The organism is Vreelandella zhaodongensis (assembly GCF_013415115.1).
GTDB lineage: Bacteria > Pseudomonadota > Gammaproteobacteria > Pseudomonadales > Halomonadaceae > Vreelandella > Vreelandella zhaodongensis.
Map to the genome: position 1 here is coordinate 155,077 of NZ_JACCDD010000007.1, position 16,813 is coordinate 171,889.

The following is a 16,813-nucleotide window of genomic DNA, read 5'->3' on the forward strand; positions in this document are numbered from 1 at the left end:
TCTCCTTCACTAATAAAAACCCCGCCAATGGGGCAATATTGGCGGGGTAGGTCGTTAGTCTTAAGTAACGCTATAAGCTTGCGTTGACCACCATACACTCCATACCCTGCGCTTTTAAGGTTCTACAGGCGCGCCTGGCTCTCGGTTCATCCAACGCCACTACACGGGCACGAAATACCTTTGTCGGCCCCTCTAGCGTATCGATAGCAACACGGCCACCGACTTCATGGGGCAACTGCCGAGCAGCCTGCTGGGCCAACTGCTCCGCCTGTGACGCCTGACTAAATGCACCGACCTGAATCCCCCAGCCTGGAACAGAAGCGGCTGTCGAGGATGCTGACGACGTCGAAGCTAACTCACGTTCCTGGGCAATGAAGGCTTGCACCGGGTCTGGTGCAGTGGCGGCGGGGGCATTTGCAGCCTCATTCCTGGCGCGGACAAGTTGCTCTTCGACCCGAGCGGCGGGCGTGGTAGTCGGCGCTGTTGCCGCCACGCTCGCTACCATCGGGCGGCTAGGCGCTGGTTGCGGTGATACCGGTTGACGCACAGGCTGCGGTGAGCCCGAAAACGTCATAAAGTCGCTAGAGAAATTAGTGTTGGCAAGCCAGCTACGCTGGTCACGCAGTGACGCTCTGGCAAAGCTACGGTCCAGCAGATCCGCCATGTGAGCATCACGCGACGCGCCGCTAAAGCCGCCCATGACGATACCGACCAAGCGGCGACCGTTGCGATTGGCGGTCGTTGCTACGTTAAAGCCTGACGCACGGATAAAGCCTGTTTTAAGACCATCAGCGCCTGGATAGTTACGTACTAGCCGGTTATGGCTTGCGTGGGTGGTTCCACGGTAAGTAAACTCCTGGAGACCGAAGTAGTGATAATACTGGGGGAAATCCTGCATCACTCTGACGGATAGCGTCACCATGTCACGTGCCGTGGTGACCTGCTGCCCATCAGGCAAACCAGAGGCATTGCGGAAGGTCGTCGAGTGCATACCCAGCTCACGGGCTTTGGCAGTCATTAACTCCCCAAAGCGCTGCTCACTTCCACCTAACGCTTCGGCAACCACGACAGCGACATCATTAGCAGAACGTACTGCCAAGGCTCGGATAGCACTGTCTACAGGGATCGTGCTACCTTCCTGCAGCCATAGCTTGATGGCAGGGGCCGCCGCTGCTTTTCGAGATACTGGTAGTGGCTGATCAAGACGTAAACGACCATTTTCCAGCGCTTCAAACGTCAAATAAAGCGTCATCATTTTGGTGAGCGACGCGGGATAACGGCGCTCGTCTGCATTTTCAGCATACAGCACTTCCCCGTTATCAAGGTCGACAACAATGCCCGCATAGCGCGGATTCGCCTGGGCACTCGTCACCACCCCAAAAAGCAGCGTCAGTATCGATAACGAAAACCACCAACGCGTGACCAACGTTGAATACATTCCCCTGGTTGTCATACATGCCCCTTGCTTGTTCTTAGTGGTGCCACACTATCAGCTATTAGCCCTGTTAAACGGAGCTCAGCTTCAAGACTAGCACGACAATACGCTGAATAAGATATCAATGATGAGTATATATACGTTATGAGTCATTCGGATAGGCAAAAAAAAACCGACCCATCAAGGGTCGGCTTTCATTATGCCAAGAGGCGAAGCAAATACTTACTCTTCTGCTGCCGCTTCTTCAACAACCGGACGATCGACCAACTCAACGAACGCCATGGGTGCGTTGTCGCCTGTGCGGAAACCGCACTTGAGAATACGGATGTAACCACCCGGACGCTCGGCGTAACGCGGACCCAGCTCGTTAAACAATTTGCCGACGGCTTCTTTAGAGCGCGTACGGGAAAATGCTAAACGACGGTTTGCAACGCTGTCCTGCTTGGCTAAAGTGATCAGCGGCTCGATAACACGACGCAGTTCTTTAGCCTTAGGCAGGGTTGTCTTGATAACTTCATGTTCGACCAGCGAGACAGACATGTTTTTAAACATGGCCTGACGGTGCGAGCTGGTGCGATTCAGATGACGACCACTCTTACGATGACGCATGGTTGTAATTCCTTACCAAACTGGGACTCGAGTCGACACTCACGCGGAGGCCTTGTCGTCCTTCAGGCTAGCGGGCGGCCAATTTTCCAGCCGCATACCTAGGGACAAGCCACGCGCCGCCAATACATCTTTGATTTCATTCAAAGACTTTTTACCGAGATTCGGAGTCTTCAACAGCTCAACTTCTGTGCGCTGAATCAGATCACCGATGTAGTAGATATTCTCGGCTTTTAGGCAGTTAGCGCTGCGGACAGTCAACTCAAGATCGTCTACGGGGCGCAATAGGATCGGATCAACGAGATCCTCTTCCTCTTCGACTTCTTGCTCTTTGTCAGCTTCAAGGTCGACGAAGGCGGCCAGCTGCTCTTGCAGAATGGTCGCACTGCGACGGATAGCCTCTTCCGGATCCAAGGTGCCGTCGGTTTCCAGATCGATAATTAGCTTATCGAGGTCGGTGCGCTGCTCAACACGAGCGGCCTCAACCGAGTAAGAAACACGGCGGACGGGGCTGAAGGTGGCATCCAGCTGCAGGCGGCCAATAGCACGAGTCTCTTCATCAGAGCCACGGGCGTCAGCCGGTTCGTAACCACGACCCAGCGCTACCTTAAGCTGAATTTTCAGCTCGGCACCTTCATTGACGTGTGCAATGACGTGGTCCGGGTTGACGATTTCGACACTATGATCAAGCGCAATGTCGCCAGCGGTGACGACGGCTGGGCCCTGCTTGTTCAGCGAGAGCACCGCCTCATCGCGGCTGTGCATCTTGATCGCAACATCTTTCAAGTTCAGGAGGATTTCAATGACATCTTCCTGCACCCCTTCGAGTGCACTGTATTCGTGCTCTACACCGGCAATTTCAGCCTCTACCACGGCAGCGCCGGGCATGGACGAAAGCAGAATGCGACGAAGTGCATTCCCCAGGGTGTGACCAAAGCCGCGCTCGAACGGTTCGAGAACGATTTTGGCATGATGTGCGCTGATTTCTTCGACCTTGATGTCGCGAGGGCGAAGAAACTCTGTCACTGAACGCTGCATATGAACACCTTTCAGGCTGCCAAACGGATACTGAGTACTCTAGAGCACAATACTCAAGAGCATCTGGGCGGTTAGCTTTGCTACCCCGCCCAGGTCTCAAGAAGCAGAAATGTAAATCAAACTGCTTACTTGGAGTACAGCTCGACGATCAGGTTTTCGTTGATGTCGGCAGTCAGGTCACCGCGTTCAGGCAGAGCCTTGAAAGTGCCTTCCATCTTCTTGGCGTCGATTTCGATCCAAGCAATGTCGCCACGGTTGGCCGCAATGGTCAACGCGCTTTGAATACGAGCTTGGTTCTTCGCCTTCTCGCGAACAGATACCACGTCACCGGGCTTCACTTGGTAAGAAGCAACGTTAACGGTGCGACCGTTCACGGAAATCGCCTTGTGGCTGACCAGCTGACGCGCTTCAGAGCGAGTCGAGCCGAAGCCCATGCGGTAGACGACGTTGTCCAGTCGGGATTCGAGCAACTGCAACAATACTTCACCAGTCGCACCTTTCAGGCGAGCGGCTTCTTTGTAGTAGTTGCGGAACTGCTTTTCGAGTACGCCATACATACGGCGTACTTTCTGCTTCTCACGAAGCTGCAAGCCGTAGTCGGAAAGACGCTGACGACGCTGGCCGTGTACACCCGGAATTTGCTCGGATTTACACTTTTTCTCGAAGGGAGTCACACCACTCTTTAAAAAGAGGTCGGTGCCTTCACGACGAGACAGTTTGCACTTCGGTCCAATATAACGAGCCATGAATCTGTCTCCTTAAACGCGGCGTTTCTTAGGCGGACGGCAGCCATTATGGGGAATGGGCGTCGCGTCAATGATGCTTTGCACGCGGAAGCCGGCGGCATTTAGAGCGCGCACGGCGGATTCACGGCCGGGACCGGGGCCTTTGACCAGCACGTCTACGTTTTTCACACCATACTCGGCTGCAGCAGTCGCTGCACGCTCGCTTGCTACTTGAGCAGCGAACGGGGTGCTCTTGCGAGAACCACGAAAACCCGAACCACCGGCTGTCGCCCAAGAAAGAGCGTTGCCCTGGCGGTCTGTGATCGTCACGATCGTGTTGTTAAAAGAGGCGTGGATATGCGCTACGGCGTCCACTACCTGCTTTTTAACCTTTTTACGGTTACTACGCGGGTTAGCCATGTTGATGTCTATTCCTGTCTTTACGCCAGAACGTGCGTGTTATTTGCGGATCGGCTTACGCGGGCCCTTACGGGTACGCGCATTAGTCTTAGTCCGCTGACCACGCAGCGGAAGACTACGACGATGACGCAGACCACGGTAGCAGCCTAAGTCCATGAGACGCTTAATGTTAAGCGTGACATCACGACGAAGGTCGCCTTCTACGGTGTACTTACCAACTTCAGAACGCAGGGTATCCAGCTCGTCGCTAGATAGATCCTGGATCTTGGTAGTAGGCGCGATACCGGCAGCAGCACAAAGGTGCTGAGCGCGAGTACGGCCAATCCCGAAGATATAGGTCAGCGAGATCGCCGCATGCTTGTTGTCCGGGATATTGACGCCTGCAATACGGGCCATCAGCTTACTCCGAAATTTGAGCGGCTTGCTCGTTTATTCATCTACAAAAGGCGCAACAGCATACCCCTTTCTAAGCCCTAAGGCAAGGGGTATGCCGGCACCCGCTTAAAACAACCCAGGATTAACCCTGGCGCTGCTTGTGCCGCGGTTCGATGCAAATGACGCGGACAGCGCCATTGCGACGAATGATCTTACAGTTACGGCACATCTTCTTTACGGAAGCTCGAACTTTCATCGTTCTTTCTCCAAAAACGGCTCGCGGCGCGCCAATAAATTGGGTGGCGCCTCAGCGCATGATGCCGCCGCTACCGTAGCCTTTCAGGTTGGACTTCTTCATCACTGAGTCATATTGATGCGACATGAGATGCGACTGCACCTGGGCCATGAAGTCCATGATGACCACTACTACGATCAGAAGCGACGTACCACCGAAGAAGAACGGCACGTTCCATGCAACGATCAAGAACTGGGGCATCAAGGAAACCGCAGTGATATACAAGGCACCGAATAAAGTAAGACGTGTCATTACTTTATCGATATAGCGAGCGGTCTGCTCGCCGGGGCGAATGCCCGGCAGGAAGGCGCCTGACTTTTTAAGATTGTCAGCCACATCCTTTGGGTTGAAGACCAGCGCTGTGTAAAAGAAGCAAAAGAATACCACCGCCGCGCCAAAAAGCAAGATGTAAAGCGGTTGACCAGGGCCTAACGCTTGTGATGCACGCTGCAGCCACTCCATTCCTTCACCAGCGCCCACCCACTGACCAATAGAGGCCGGGAAAAGCAGGATACTGGAGGCAAAAATTGCTGGTATAACGCCAGCCATATTCACTTTTAAGGGCAGGTAGCTACTTTGGCCTGCATACATCTTGTTACCAACCTGTCGCCGTGGGTAATTCACCTTCAAGCGGCGTTGGCCGCGCTCGATGAACACCACAAATGCCACGGTGGCAACACCTAGCACTGACAGCGCTAACAGCGGAAGAACATTCCAGGCCCCTTCATTGCGAGCAAGCTCAAATGCTTGCCCCACGGCACTGGGCAGCCCAGCGACAATCCCCGCAAAGATCAGCAACGAAATACCATTGCCGATACCTTTCTCGGTGATCTGCTCACCTAGCCACATCATAAACACCGCACCAGATACAAACGTAATGATAGCGGTGAAATAGAAGCTGAAGTCAGCGCTGTAAGCGATGCCTTGGCTAGCCAGACCGACGGACATGCCGGTAGCCTGGATAAACGCCAGTAGCACCGTGCCGTAGCGGGTGTACTGGCTAATCTTGCGGCGGCCAGCCTCACCCTCTTTCTTGAGCTGCTCAAGATGAGGGGAGACTGCAGTCATGAGCTGCATGATAATCGACGCCGAGATGTAGGGCATAATACCCAGGGCGAGGACACTCATACGCTCCAGAGCGCCACCCGAGAACATGTTAAACATGCCTAGGATGGTGCCCTGTTGCTCCCTAAACAAGGCAGCAAGCTGGTCAGGATTGATACCGGGAACGGGAATGTGGGCACCAATACGGTACACCACGATGGCGAGGAGCACGAAGCGCAAACGCGCCCACAGTTCACCCAGACCGCTGCCCATCGCCGGCATGTTTCCTGACTTGGCCATTTAGTCCTCTACCTTGCCGCCGGCGGCTTCGATCGCTTCACGGGCACCTTTGGTGACCTTGATACCGCGAACGGTAACCGCCTTGTTCAGTTCGCCAGAAAGGATGATTTTCGCGTGTAGCGTTGCATCCTTCAGCACGTTGGCTTGCTTCAACGTTTCCATGGTGACTTCGTCACCAGCAACCTTGGCAAGCTCAGCCAGGCGTACTTCTTCAGATACCAGCGACTTAGCAGACGTAAAGCCGAACTTCGGCAAACGACGCTGTAGCGGCATCTGACCGCCTTCGAAACCAGGCTTGACGCTGCCGCCACTGCGAGATTTCTGACCTTTGTGACCACGGCCACCGGTCTTACCTAGACCGGAGCCGATACCACGACCAACGCGCTTTGCAGCGTGTTTGGAGCCCGGTGCGGGACTCAGGGTATTGAGTTTCATGGATTACTCTCCCTCAACGCGCACAAGGTAGTTTACCTTGTGGATCATGCCGCGTACGGCAGGGGTGTCTTCCAGTTCAACCGTATGACCGATGCGACGCAGACCCAGGCCCTTCATAGTAGCCTTGTGCTTGGGTAAAACGCCGATGGTGCTGCGGATCTGGGTAACCTTGATCGTTGCTGCCATGGTGCCTTACCCCGTGATCGCTTCGACAGACAGACCGCGTTTAGCGGCAATGTCTTCCGGTGCTTGCATGGCGGAGAGACCTTTAACAGTCGCTCGAACCACGTTAACCGGGTTGGTGGAACCGTAGCACTTGGCCAGTACATCGTGGACGCCAGCAAGCTCTAATACAGAGCGCATAGCACCACCAGCGATGATTCCGGTACCTTCTGAAGCCGGCTGCATGTAAACCTTAGAAGCACCGTGACGCGCTTTCACCGGATACTGCAGCGTATGGCCAGCAAGGTTCACCTTGACCATGTTGCGACGAGCTTGGTCCATCGCTTTTTGAATCGCAACCGGCACTTCACGCGCCTTGCCACGACCAAAACCGACACGACCTTTACCATCACCAACGACGGTCAGCGCGGTGAAGCCGAAAATACGACCACCTTTGACCACCTTGGCGACGCGGTTAACCTGCACTAACTTCTCTTGCAGATCACCGCTTTGCTGTTCGTTCTTCGCCATCGTAAAACCCTTTAGAATTCCAGGCCGCCTTCACGAGCGGCGTCGGCCAGAGCCTTGACGCGGCCGTGATACTTAAAGCCAGCACGGTCGAAGGCCACCTGGGTGATGCCTGCTTCTTTAGCGCGTTCAGCAATCAGAGCACCCACCTTAGAGGCGGCATCTGAATTACCAGTCGCACCCTCGCGCAGTGCTTTGTCCAGCGTAGAAGCACTGGCTAGCACTTTGCCACCATCCGGCGAGATAATCTGCGCGTAGATGTGACGCGGGGTACGGTTGACGCACAGGCGATACACGCCCAGCTCGCGGATCTTGGCGCGAGCACGGCGGGCACGACGGAGACGAGATTCTTTCTTCGCGTTCATAACCCTGCCTTACTTCTTCTTGGCTTCTTTGCGACGCACCTGCTCGTCGGCGTACCGTACACCCTTGCCTTTATACGGCTCTGGCGGACGGAAGGCGCGGATTTCCGCGGCGCACTGACCGAGCATCTGCTTGTCCGCGCTTTTCAGCACGATCACGGTGTTCTTCGGCGTTTCCGCTGAGACACCCTTAGGCAGTTCATAGTCGACCGGGTGCGAGAAGCCCAGTGAAAGATTGAGCGTCTGGCCCTTAGCTTGGGCACGATAACCGACGCCAACAATTTCGAGAGTTTTTGTGAAACCCTCAGATACGCCCGTTACCAGGTTCTGAACCAAGGCGCGGGTAGTACCGGCCATAGCCCAGCTCTTGGCAGATTCGCTCGGGGCGAAGGTCAGCTGACCATCTTCTTGTCCAATCACAACATCTTGGTGAATGGGCATAGACAGCGTGCCTTGGCCGCCTTTGGCGGTCAGCTGGCCAGCGTCGATTTTGATCTCGACACCGGCAGGCACGTTAACCGGATATTTCGCTATGCGGGACATTCCAGCCTCCTAGAATACGGTGCAGATGACTTCGCCACCGACGCCTGCTTGGCGCGCGGCACGATCGGTCATGACACCATTAGAGGTGGTGACAATCGCGATACCCAGACCATCGGCGACCTTAGGCAGGTTGTCTTTGCCTTTATACTGGCGCAGAGACGGCTTGGAAACCCGCTGAATGTGCTCAATAACCGGCTTACCCTCAAAGTACTTGAGAGTAACGGTCAGCTCGGGTTTAACGCCTTCAGCCACCGTAAAGTCGGCAATATAGCCTTCTTGCTTTAGCACTCGGGCCACTTCAACTTTCAGCTTGGAGGACGGCATGGTAGCCGTCTCCTTGGTGGCCATCTGCGCATTGCGGATACGGGTAAACATATCCGCCAGAGTGTCTTGCATGCTCATTTAATGTGCGCTCCTGATGATTCTACGTAGCGTTACCAGCTGGACTTTTTCAGACCAGGGACGTCGCCACGCATGGCGGCTTCACGCAGCTTGTTACGGCCGAGGCCGAACTTGTTGTAAAAACCGTGCGGACGGCCAGTGACGCGGCAGCGATTACGCTGGCGCACCGGGCTTGAGTCGCGCGGCAGTTGCTGCAGCTTCAGCGTCGCCTCGAAACGATCTTCTTCAGAAGCGTTCACGTCCGAGATGATTTTCTTGAGCTCTGCACGCTTAGCCGCATACTTCTCGACTAGCTGAGTACGCTTGAGCTCACGCTCTATCATACTTTTCTTAGCCATGATCCAACCCTTATTTCTTAAACGGGAAGTTCAGTGCCGCTAATAGCGCACGACCTTCCTCGTCGGTGTTGGCGGTAGTAGTGATAGTGACGTCCAGCCCCCGGATACGATCGATCTTATCATACTCGATCTCTGGGAAGATGATCTGCTCACGCACACCCATAGAATAGTTGCCGCGACCGTCAAAAGACTTCGGATTGAGACCACGGAAGTCACGCACGCGGGGAATCGCAATGTTCACCAGGCGGTCCAAGAAGTCCCACATACGCGCTGAGCGCAGTGTGACTTTGACACCGATCGGCCAACCTTCACGCACCTTGAAGCCCGCGATGGACTTGCGTGCCTTGGTCACCAGCGGCTTTTGACCGGAGAGCTTCTCCAGGTCACCGATGGCATTGTCGATCAACTTTTTATCGCTGACCGCTTCGCCGATACCCATGTTCAGAGTCACTTTCGTGATCCGGGGTACCTGCATTACGTTGGCGTAGCTGAACTCTTCTTTCAGTTTAGCTACAACCTCGTTTTGATAACGTTCTTTCAAGTTCGCCATTTTGCTACCCGACTCGCGTTAGGCGTCGATCTGCGTCTGCGTCGACTTGTAGATACGTACCTTGGTACCGTCTTCCTTAACTTGGAAGCCGACGCGATCCGCCTTACCGGTCTCCGAATTGAAGATGGCTACGTTGGACGCGTGAATCGGAGCCTCACGCTCGACGATACCGCCCTGATTACCCGCCATGGGATTAGGCTTGGTGTGACGTTTAATCATATTCACACCGGACACCACGAAACGGTTTTCTAGTACCCGCTTAACGGTGCCGCGCTTGCCTTTATCCTTCCCGGCGATGACGATGACTTCATCGTCACGTTTGATCTTTTGCATATCCGCCTCGCTCCTTACAGCACTTCAGGCGCTAGGGAAATGATCTTCATGAACTTCTCATTACGAAGTTCACGAGTTACCGGCCCGAAGATACGCGTGCCGATCGGCTGTTCGTTGGTGTTATTCAACAAAACCGCCGCATTTCCATCGAAACGGATCAGCGAACCGTCACTACGACGGACGCCACTACGGGTGCGAACGACTACCGCTTTCAGCACTTGGCCTTTTTTGACCTTACCGCGCGGAATCGCTTCCTTCACCGTTACCTTAATGACGTCACCAACGCGAGCGTAGCGACGGTGTGAACCGCCTAACACCTTGATGCATTGCACCCGGCGCGCTCCGCTGTTGTCGGCGACATCCAGCATTGTCTGAGTCTGAATCATCGGTTTTCTCCAAACCTAATCTGACTGCACTGGTTGAACAGGCAAAGGGATTAACCCTTCGCTTGCTCGACCACCTCGACCAGCGTCCAAGCTTTCTTCTTGGAAAGCGGACGGCACTCCTGAATGGAAACCGTATCGCCTGCCTTAGCCTGGTTCGCCTCATCATGGGCGTGCAGCTTGGTGGAGCGCTTGACGTATTTTCCGTAGATCGGGTGACGCTCACGACGCTCGATCATTACGACGATGGACTTATCCATCTTATCGCTCACCACCTTGCCGGTGAGCGTACGTGTTTTTTTCTCTTCGGCCATCTTATTCACCTGCCTTCTCGTTGAGCATAGTCTTCACACGGGCGATATCCCGGCGGACCTGCTTGAGCAGATGAGTCTGGCTCAGTTGGCCAGTGGCCTTCTGCATGCGCAGGTTAAACTGCTCGCGGAGTAGCTCGAGGAGTTGCTCTTGCAGCTCTCCTACGGACTTTTCACGAATTTCCTGGGCTTTCATCACATCACCGTCCGTTTAGCAAAGGTGGTGGACAAGGGCATCTTCTGTGCGGCCAACTCAAATGCTTCACGGGCCAGCTCTTCGGATACACCTTCAATTTCGTACAGGACCCGACCCGGTTGGATCTGGGCTACCCAGTACTCAACGGAACCTTTACCTTTACCCATACGAACTTCGAGCGGCTTCTTGGAAATCGGCTTATCAGGGAAAACGCGGATCCAAATTTTACCGCCACGTTTAACGTGACGTGTGATCGCACGACGGCCGGCTTCGATCTGACGCGCAGTGATGCGGCCACGACCGGTTGCTTTGAGACCGTACTCCCCGAAGCTGATCTTGCTTCCGCGATGCGCCAGGCCACGGTTGCGGCCTTTCATCATCTTGCGGAATTTCATACGCTTGGGCTGTAACATCGACTCGCTCTCCCCTTACCTGGAACCTTTCTTCTTGGGCGCGTTGCCGGCAGGCTGCTGTTGCTTAGCCTTGGCACGTACTTCCTCGATACCACCGAGGATTTCGCCCTTGAAGATCCACACTTTGACGCCGATGACGCCGTAGGTGGTGTGAGCTTCGTAAGTGGCGTAGTCGATATCCGCACGCAACGTGTGCAACGGAACGCGACCTTCGCGGTACCATTCGGTACGTGCGATTTCGGCACCACCCAGACGACCTGACAGCTGAATCTTGATGCCGCCAGCGCCAAGACGCATTGCGTTCTGTACCGCGCGCTTCATAGCACGACGGAACATGACGCGACGCTCAAGCTGACCCGCTACGTTAGCAGCGACTAGCTTGGCATCCAGCTCCGGCTTGCGAACTTCTTCGATGTTCACATGAACCGGAACACCCATCATCTCGGTGAGATCGCGACGTAAACGGTCGACATCTTCACCTTTTTTGCCAATCACGATACCCGGACGGGCAGTGTGAATGGTGATGCGGGCATTGTTAGCCGGACGCTCGATGTGAATGCGGCTTAAGGAAGCGTTTTTTAAACGCTCTTCCAGGAAGCTGCGCACTTCGAGATCATTATTGAGCTTATCGGCATATGCGCCGCGCTCGGCATACCAGACAGAAGCATGGTCTTTGACGATGCCCAGTCGAATGCCTGTTGGATTGACTTTCTGACCCATCTGGTCGACTCCTACTTCTCGGCTACCTTGACGGTGATGTGGCAGGTGCGCTTCAAGATACGATCCGCACGCCCTTTGGCACGCGGCTTGATACGCTTGAGCGTCATGCCCTCATCGACGCAGATGGTCGAGACACGCAGCTCGTCGATATCCATGCCGTTATTTTCTTCCGCGTTTGCAATGGCGGACTGCAGCACTTTCTTAACCAGCTTGGCAGCCTTCTTCGGTGAGAAGGTCAGCAGGTCGAGTGCTTCGGCGACCGGTTTACCGCGCACCTGGTCAGCCACCAAACGGGCCTTCTGGGCGGATAAACGAGCGCCACGCAGCTTAGCTGTGACTTCCATCTCTCAATCCTCTCTGGCTTACCGTTTGGCTTTTTTGTCCGCCGCATGCCCGCGATAAGTGCGAGTAGCAGCGAATTCGCCCAGCTTGTGACCAACCATTTCCTCGGAGACATGCACCGGGACGTGTTGGCGACCGTTATGGACAGCGATTGTGAGGCCTACCATGTTTGGCAGGATCATAGAACGACGCGACCAAGTCTTGATCGGTTTGCGATCGTTCTTCTCCACTGCAGCCTCTACCTTCTTCAAAAGATGAAGGTCAATGAAGGGACCTTTCTTTAGTGAACGTGGCACAGCCGTTACCTCTTAATGTCTTGGCAATTTAGATCAACGCGTCTTATTACGACGACGAATGATCAGCTTGTCGGTGCGCTTGTTCTTACGCGTCTTGTGACCCTTAGTCGGCACGCCCCATGGGGATACCGGGTGACGACCACCACTGGTGCGGCCTTCGCCACCACCGTGCGGGTGATCGACTGGGTTCATCGCGACACCGCGAACAGTCGGACGCACGCCTCTCCAGCGCTTCGCACCGGCCTTGCCAAGTTGACGCAGGCTGTGCTCAGAGTTGCTCACCTCACCCAGAGTCGCGCGGCATTCCGCTAACACTTTACGCATTTCGCCAGAGCGAAGACGCAAGGTAGCGTAATTACCTTCACGAGCGACCAACTGGGCGCTAGTACCGGCACTGCGAGCAATCTGCGCGCCTTTACCCGGCTTCAGTTCGATACCGTGAACGGTAGAACCAAGCGGGATGTTGCGCAGCGGCAAAGCATTACCTTTCTTGATGGGCGCGTTAACACCAGATTCCAGCACGTCACCCGCGCTGACACCTTTCGGTGCAATGATGTAACGACGCTCGCCATCAGCGTATTTCAGCAGCGCAATGTGCGCACTGCGGTTCGGGTCGTGCTCCAGACGCTCAACAGTGGCAGGAATGCCATCTTTGGTGCGTTTGAAGTCGATCAACCGATAGTGGTGACGATGACCACCGCCCACGTGGCGGGTGGTGATGCGACCGTAGTTGTTACGGCCACCGGACTTGGACTGCTTTTCCAAAAGCGGTGCATAAGCACGGCCTTTGTACAGTTCCTCACCAACGATCTTAACGACGTGGCGACGACCGGCGGATGTGGGTTTGGTCTTGACGATTGCCATTATCCGTACTCCTGCCCTTATTCGGCGCCAGAGAAGTCTTCGAGCGTTTCACCCGCAGCCAGGGTCACATACGCTTTGCGGTAACCCTTACGCAGGCCAACGCCGTGAGCAGTACGCTTAGTTTTACCCTTCACGTTCAAAACTTGAACGCTGCCGACCTTCTTGCCGAATAGTGCTTCAACGGCTTTCTTGATCTCGGGCTTGGTAGCATCAGATGCCACTTTAAAAACGTACTGGTTGCGCTCGGCTGCCATCGCGGCCTTTTCGGTCACGTGCGGTCCAAGCAGAACCTTAAATACGCGCTCCTGGTTCATGCCAGCTTCTCCTCGAATTTACGCAGGGCGGAGACGGTGACCAGAACCTTATCAAAGGCAACTAGGCTCACCGGGTCAGCTGCAGCGACATCCACCACATCGACGTGGGGAAGGTTGCGTGCGGCCAAATAGAGCTTCTCGTCTAGTTCTTCAGTGACGATCAACACTTTCTCAATGTTGAGCTCTTTCAGCTTGGCAGCTACCTGCTTGGTCTTCGGCGCTTCAACGCTGAACTCTTCAACAACGACTAGGCGTTCTTGACGTACCAGCTCAGACAGGATGGAACGCATCGCCGCACGGTACATTTTGCGGTTAACTTTCTGGCTGTGGTCCTGGGGACGGGCCGCGAAAGTTACGCCGCCGCTGCGCCATAACGGAGAGCGAATAGTACCGGCACGTGCACGACCGGTACCCTTCTGACGCCACGGTTTCTTACCACCACCACGTACGTCGGAACGGTTCTTTTGAGCGCGAGTACCTTGACGGCCACCAGCCAAATAGGCGGTTACCACCTGGTGAACCAGCGCTTCGTTGAATTCTTTGCCAAAAGTGGCGTCGGCTACTTCAACGGTACCCGTGCCTGCAGCAAGATTCAGATTCATTGGTAATTATCCCCTTCAGCCAGCTTTCACGGCGCTGCGAACGATAACATCGCTACCGGTCGCGCCCGGAACAGCACCTTTGATCAGCAGCAGGTTACGCTCGGCGTCGACACGGACGATCTCAAGGCTCTGTACGGTGCAACGGGCATTACCCATTTGACCGGCCATTTTTTTGCCTTTGAATACACGACCCGGGGTCTGACACATGCCGATAGAACCCGGCGCGCGGTGCGACAGGGAGTTACCATGCGTGTTGTCTTGGGTACGGAAATTCCAGCGCTTAACAGCACCCTGGAAGCCTTTACCCTTAGAGGTGCCAGTCACGTCGATCATTTGACCAGCTTCGAAGAGGGATACGGTGAGTTCGCCACCCACTTCTGGAGCTTCTTCACCTTCTGCAAGGCGGAATTCCATCAGTGAACGACCAGCCTCAACACCCGCCTTGGCAAACTGACCAGCTTGCGCTTTGGTGAGGTGTTTGGCTTTACGAGAACCTGTAGTGACCTGAACCGCTGCGTAACCGTCAGACTCGAGGGTCTTAACGCGTGTTACACGGTTAGGATCAACTTCAATAACGGTCACGGGCACGGAAGCGCCATCTTCGGTAAAGACACGGGTCATCCCGGCTTTTTTACCGACTAAACCGATAGTCATACTCAGTCTCCTATAGTGTACGGGGCTATCACCCGCTATGGCTGCCCTTTCCAGAGCATTCCACTAGCACATTGTGTGGCGCCTCACGGCGCGGCGGCTGCTGCTCACCCTGAAAATAAATTAATGAGCGCTGGGCCGCGAAGTGTCTAGTGTAATTAGTCGAGCTTGATTTGCACGTCTACGCCAGCGGCGAGATCGAGCTTCATCAACGCATCAACAGTTTTCTCAGTTGGCTCAACAATGTCGAGCACACGCTTGTGAGTACGAATCTCATACTGATCACGCGCATCTTTGTTGACGTGCGGTGAAATCAGAATGGTATAGCGCTCGCGGTTGGTCGGCAGCGGGATCGGTCCACGAACCTGAGCACCAGTACGCTTAGCGGTTTCAACAATCTCCGCAGTAGACTGGTCAATCAGGCGATGGTCGAACGCTTTCAACCGAATGCGAATCTTTTGGTTCTGCATTTGCCCTAAACTCCAATGGATGTCGACGGCGCGAGCCGTCTACCCACGCATTCAAAGGATGCGCATTATAGGCACGCCAAAAGCCCATGTCAAACATTTGCTATTGGTGCGCAGAAAAGGGGGCTCACAAGAGCCCCCTTGATCAATCAAGCAAACTGCTTACTTGACAATCTTGGCCACAACGCCAGCACCAACGGTACGACCACCTTCGCGAATAGCGAAGCGCAGACCGTCGTCCATAGCGATCGGAGCGATCAGGGTAACAACCATCTTAACGTTGTCGCCCGGCATTACCATTTCAACGCCTTCTGGCAGTTCACAAGTACCGGTTACATCAGTGGTACGGAAGTAGAACTGCGGACGGTAGCCCTTGAAGAAAGGCGTGTGACGACCACCTTCTTCTTTGGACAGCACGTATACTTCAGCTTCGAAGGTAGTGTGCGGGTTGATGGTGCCCGGCTTAGCCAGAACCTGGCCACGCTCGACGTCATCACGCTTAGTACCACGCAGCAGGGCGCCAACGTTCTCACCTGCACGACCTTCGTCGAGCAGCTTACGGAACATTTCAACACCGGTAACGATGGTTTTAGTGGTGTCGCGGATACCCACGATTTCCACTTCTTCGCCCGCTTTTACGATACCGCGCTCTACACGACCGGTAACAACAGTACCGCGGCCAGAGATAGAGAACACGTCTTCGATCGGCATCAGGAACGGCTGGTCGATAGCACGCTCCGGCTCAGGGATGTACTCATCCAGAGCTTTGATCAGATTCGCAACAGCAGTAGTACCCATGCCGTTCTCATCTTCACCGTTCAGCGCCATCAGCGCAGAACCAGTGATGATCGGCGTGTCGTCACCCGGGAAGTCGTACTCGTCGAGAAGCTCGCGAACTTCCATCTCGACCAGCTCAAGCAGTTCTTCGTCATCGACCATGTCCGCTTTGTTCAGGAACACAACGATGTAAGGAACGCCAACCTGGCGAGAAAGCAGGATGTGCTCACGCGTCTGCGGCATGGGGCCGTCTGCGGCAGAACATACCAGAATTGCGCCATCCATCTGGGCAGCACCGGTAATCATGTTCTTGACGTAGTCAGCGTGTCCTGGGCAGTCAACGTGCGCGTAGTGACGCTCTTCAGACTGGTACTCAACGTGTGACGTAGCGATGGTGATACCGCGCTCGCGCTCTTCAGGAGCGTTATCGATGGTATCAAATTCACGCCAGTCGCCGCCGAAAACCTCAGCAGACACGCGGGTCAGGGCCGCTGTCAGAGTCGTTTTACCGTGGTCGACGTGACCGATGGTGCCGACGTTGACGTGCGGTTTGGAACGTTCAAATTTTTCCTTAGCCACTGCTATA

The 16,813-nt window shown here is 54.8% G+C and carries 30 protein-coding genes; all 30 read right to left on the reverse strand.

Annotation, left to right across the window (positions count from 1 at the left end):
- Positions 1–70: 70 nt before the first annotated feature.
- The 30 genes from HZS79_RS13395 to tuf all read right to left on the reverse strand — a co-directional run bounded on the left by HZS79_RS13395 (position 71) and on the right by tuf (position 16,806).
- Entirely contained in the window at positions 71–1,453 is a 1,383-nt protein-coding gene (locus HZS79_RS13395; protein ID WP_238401387.1) for a D-alanyl-D-alanine carboxypeptidase family protein, read from the reverse strand.
- 204 nt (positions 1,454–1,657) lie between these two features.
- On the reverse strand, positions 1,658–2,044 hold the full coding sequence (gene rplQ, locus HZS79_RS13400; protein WP_030074204.1) for a 50S ribosomal protein L17: 387 nt from the start codon (positions 2,042–2,044) through the stop codon (positions 1,658–1,660).
- A 39-nt stretch (positions 2,045–2,083) separates the two neighbouring features.
- The gene (locus HZS79_RS13405) at positions 2,084–3,079 is read right to left on the reverse strand and encodes a DNA-directed RNA polymerase subunit alpha (RefSeq protein ID WP_009723881.1); all 996 of its coding nucleotides are present in this window, start codon (positions 3,077–3,079) and stop codon (positions 2,084–2,086) included.
- A 125-nt stretch (positions 3,080–3,204) separates the two neighbouring features.
- Positions 3,205–3,825 (reverse strand): 30S ribosomal protein S4, encoded by a 621-nt coding sequence (gene rpsD, locus HZS79_RS13410; RefSeq protein ID WP_162217884.1) that lies wholly within the window; start codon positions 3,823–3,825, stop codon positions 3,205–3,207.
- 12 nt (positions 3,826–3,837) lie between these two features.
- A complete protein-coding gene (rpsK, locus tag HZS79_RS13415; RefSeq protein WP_027337525.1) occupies positions 3,838–4,224 on the reverse strand; it encodes a 30S ribosomal protein S11 in 387 nt (128 codons plus the stop codon).
- A 39-nt stretch (positions 4,225–4,263) separates the two neighbouring features.
- Positions 4,264–4,620, reverse strand: a complete 357-nt coding sequence (rpsM, locus tag HZS79_RS13420) for a 30S ribosomal protein S13 (protein WP_096650776.1) — start codon at positions 4,618–4,620, stop codon at positions 4,264–4,266.
- Between the two features lie 121 nt (positions 4,621–4,741).
- Positions 4,742–4,855, reverse strand: coding sequence for a 50S ribosomal protein L36 (gene rpmJ, locus HZS79_RS13425; protein WP_009099023.1), 114 nt, complete (start codon positions 4,853–4,855; stop codon positions 4,742–4,744).
- Positions 4,856–4,906: 51 nt separating this feature from the next.
- Positions 4,907–6,238, reverse strand: a complete 1,332-nt coding sequence (gene secY / locus HZS79_RS13430; RefSeq protein WP_162217885.1) for a preprotein translocase subunit SecY — start codon at positions 6,236–6,238, stop codon at positions 4,907–4,909.
- Complete coding sequence (gene rplO / locus HZS79_RS13435; RefSeq protein WP_162217886.1) at positions 6,239–6,673, reverse strand: 50S ribosomal protein L15; 435 nt, start codon at positions 6,671–6,673, stop codon at positions 6,239–6,241.
- Positions 6,674–6,676: 3 nt separating this feature from the next.
- Positions 6,677–6,859: a 50S ribosomal protein L30 gene (gene rpmD, locus HZS79_RS13440; RefSeq protein WP_009723888.1), complete on the reverse strand. Its 183-nt coding sequence runs from the start codon at positions 6,857–6,859 to the stop codon at positions 6,677–6,679.
- A 6-nt stretch (positions 6,860–6,865) separates the two neighbouring features.
- The gene (gene rpsE, locus HZS79_RS13445; RefSeq protein ID WP_078089853.1) at positions 6,866–7,366 is read right to left on the reverse strand and encodes a 30S ribosomal protein S5; all 501 of its coding nucleotides are present in this window, start codon (positions 7,364–7,366) and stop codon (positions 6,866–6,868) included.
- Positions 7,367–7,377: 11 nt separating this feature from the next.
- Positions 7,378–7,728: a 50S ribosomal protein L18 gene (gene rplR / locus HZS79_RS13450; RefSeq protein ID WP_008959159.1), complete on the reverse strand. Its 351-nt coding sequence runs from the start codon at positions 7,726–7,728 to the stop codon at positions 7,378–7,380.
- 9 nt (positions 7,729–7,737) lie between these two features.
- Positions 7,738–8,268, reverse strand: coding sequence for a 50S ribosomal protein L6 (gene rplF / locus HZS79_RS13455; RefSeq protein ID WP_162217887.1), 531 nt, complete (start codon positions 8,266–8,268; stop codon positions 7,738–7,740).
- A gap of 9 nt (positions 8,269–8,277) precedes the next feature.
- Positions 8,278–8,670 carry a 30S ribosomal protein S8 gene (gene rpsH, locus HZS79_RS13460; protein ID WP_162217888.1) on the reverse strand — a complete coding sequence of 131 codons (393 nt, stop codon included), beginning with the start codon at positions 8,668–8,670 and terminating at the stop codon, positions 8,278–8,280.
- Between the two features lie 32 nt (positions 8,671–8,702).
- The gene (gene rpsN / locus HZS79_RS13465; RefSeq protein ID WP_009099007.1) at positions 8,703–9,008 is read right to left on the reverse strand and encodes a 30S ribosomal protein S14; all 306 of its coding nucleotides are present in this window, start codon (positions 9,006–9,008) and stop codon (positions 8,703–8,705) included.
- 10 nt (positions 9,009–9,018) lie between these two features.
- A complete protein-coding gene (rplE, locus tag HZS79_RS13470; RefSeq protein WP_162217889.1) occupies positions 9,019–9,558 on the reverse strand; it encodes a 50S ribosomal protein L5 in 540 nt (179 codons plus the stop codon).
- Between the two features lie 18 nt (positions 9,559–9,576).
- Positions 9,577–9,891 carry a 50S ribosomal protein L24 gene (gene rplX / locus HZS79_RS13475; protein ID WP_009723895.1) on the reverse strand — a complete coding sequence of 105 codons (315 nt, stop codon included), beginning with the start codon at positions 9,889–9,891 and terminating at the stop codon, positions 9,577–9,579.
- A 14-nt stretch (positions 9,892–9,905) separates the two neighbouring features.
- Positions 9,906–10,277: a 50S ribosomal protein L14 gene (rplN, locus tag HZS79_RS13480; protein ID WP_009723896.1), complete on the reverse strand. Its 372-nt coding sequence runs from the start codon at positions 10,275–10,277 to the stop codon at positions 9,906–9,908.
- Positions 10,278–10,327: 50 nt separating this feature from the next.
- Positions 10,328–10,588, reverse strand: coding sequence for a 30S ribosomal protein S17 (gene rpsQ / locus HZS79_RS13485; protein ID WP_009723897.1), 261 nt, complete (start codon positions 10,586–10,588; stop codon positions 10,328–10,330).
- Between the two features lies 1 nt (position 10,589).
- Positions 10,590–10,781, reverse strand: a complete 192-nt coding sequence (rpmC, locus tag HZS79_RS13490; RefSeq protein WP_009723898.1) for a 50S ribosomal protein L29 — start codon at positions 10,779–10,781, stop codon at positions 10,590–10,592.
- On the reverse strand, positions 10,781–11,194 hold the full coding sequence (gene rplP, locus HZS79_RS13495; RefSeq protein ID WP_007112000.1) for a 50S ribosomal protein L16: 414 nt from the start codon (positions 11,192–11,194) through the stop codon (positions 10,781–10,783). Before rplP ends, rpmC begins: the two co-directional genes overlap by 1 nt.
- Before the next feature lie 15 nt (positions 11,195–11,209).
- On the reverse strand, positions 11,210–11,914 hold the full coding sequence (rpsC, locus tag HZS79_RS13500) for a 30S ribosomal protein S3 (RefSeq protein WP_009098997.1): 705 nt from the start codon (positions 11,912–11,914) through the stop codon (positions 11,210–11,212).
- Positions 11,915–11,925: 11 nt separating this feature from the next.
- The gene (rplV, locus tag HZS79_RS13505) at positions 11,926–12,258 is read right to left on the reverse strand and encodes a 50S ribosomal protein L22 (protein WP_010626471.1); all 333 of its coding nucleotides are present in this window, start codon (positions 12,256–12,258) and stop codon (positions 11,926–11,928) included.
- A gap of 18 nt (positions 12,259–12,276) precedes the next feature.
- Positions 12,277–12,552 (reverse strand): 30S ribosomal protein S19, encoded by a 276-nt coding sequence (gene rpsS / locus HZS79_RS13510; RefSeq protein WP_009098993.1) that lies wholly within the window; start codon positions 12,550–12,552, stop codon positions 12,277–12,279.
- Positions 12,553–12,585: 33 nt separating this feature from the next.
- Positions 12,586–13,416 carry a 50S ribosomal protein L2 gene (rplB, locus tag HZS79_RS13515; RefSeq protein WP_030074210.1) on the reverse strand — a complete coding sequence of 277 codons (831 nt, stop codon included), beginning with the start codon at positions 13,414–13,416 and terminating at the stop codon, positions 12,586–12,588.
- A 17-nt stretch (positions 13,417–13,433) separates the two neighbouring features.
- Complete coding sequence (gene rplW, locus HZS79_RS13520) at positions 13,434–13,730, reverse strand: 50S ribosomal protein L23 (RefSeq protein ID WP_009723902.1); 297 nt, start codon at positions 13,728–13,730, stop codon at positions 13,434–13,436.
- Positions 13,727–14,332, reverse strand: coding sequence for a 50S ribosomal protein L4 (gene rplD, locus HZS79_RS13525; protein ID WP_162217891.1), 606 nt, complete (start codon positions 14,330–14,332; stop codon positions 13,727–13,729). Before rplD ends, rplW begins: the two co-directional genes overlap by 4 nt.
- A gap of 15 nt (positions 14,333–14,347) precedes the next feature.
- Positions 14,348–14,986 carry a 50S ribosomal protein L3 gene (gene rplC / locus HZS79_RS13530; protein ID WP_162217892.1) on the reverse strand — a complete coding sequence of 213 codons (639 nt, stop codon included), beginning with the start codon at positions 14,984–14,986 and terminating at the stop codon, positions 14,348–14,350.
- A 155-nt stretch (positions 14,987–15,141) separates the two neighbouring features.
- A complete protein-coding gene (gene rpsJ / locus HZS79_RS13535) occupies positions 15,142–15,453 on the reverse strand; it encodes a 30S ribosomal protein S10 (RefSeq protein ID WP_009098983.1) in 312 nt (103 codons plus the stop codon).
- A 159-nt stretch (positions 15,454–15,612) separates the two neighbouring features.
- Positions 15,613–16,806, reverse strand: coding sequence for an elongation factor Tu (gene tuf, locus HZS79_RS13540; RefSeq protein ID WP_009098981.1), 1,194 nt, complete (start codon positions 16,804–16,806; stop codon positions 15,613–15,615).
- Between the last annotated feature and the right edge of the window lie 7 nt (positions 16,807–16,813).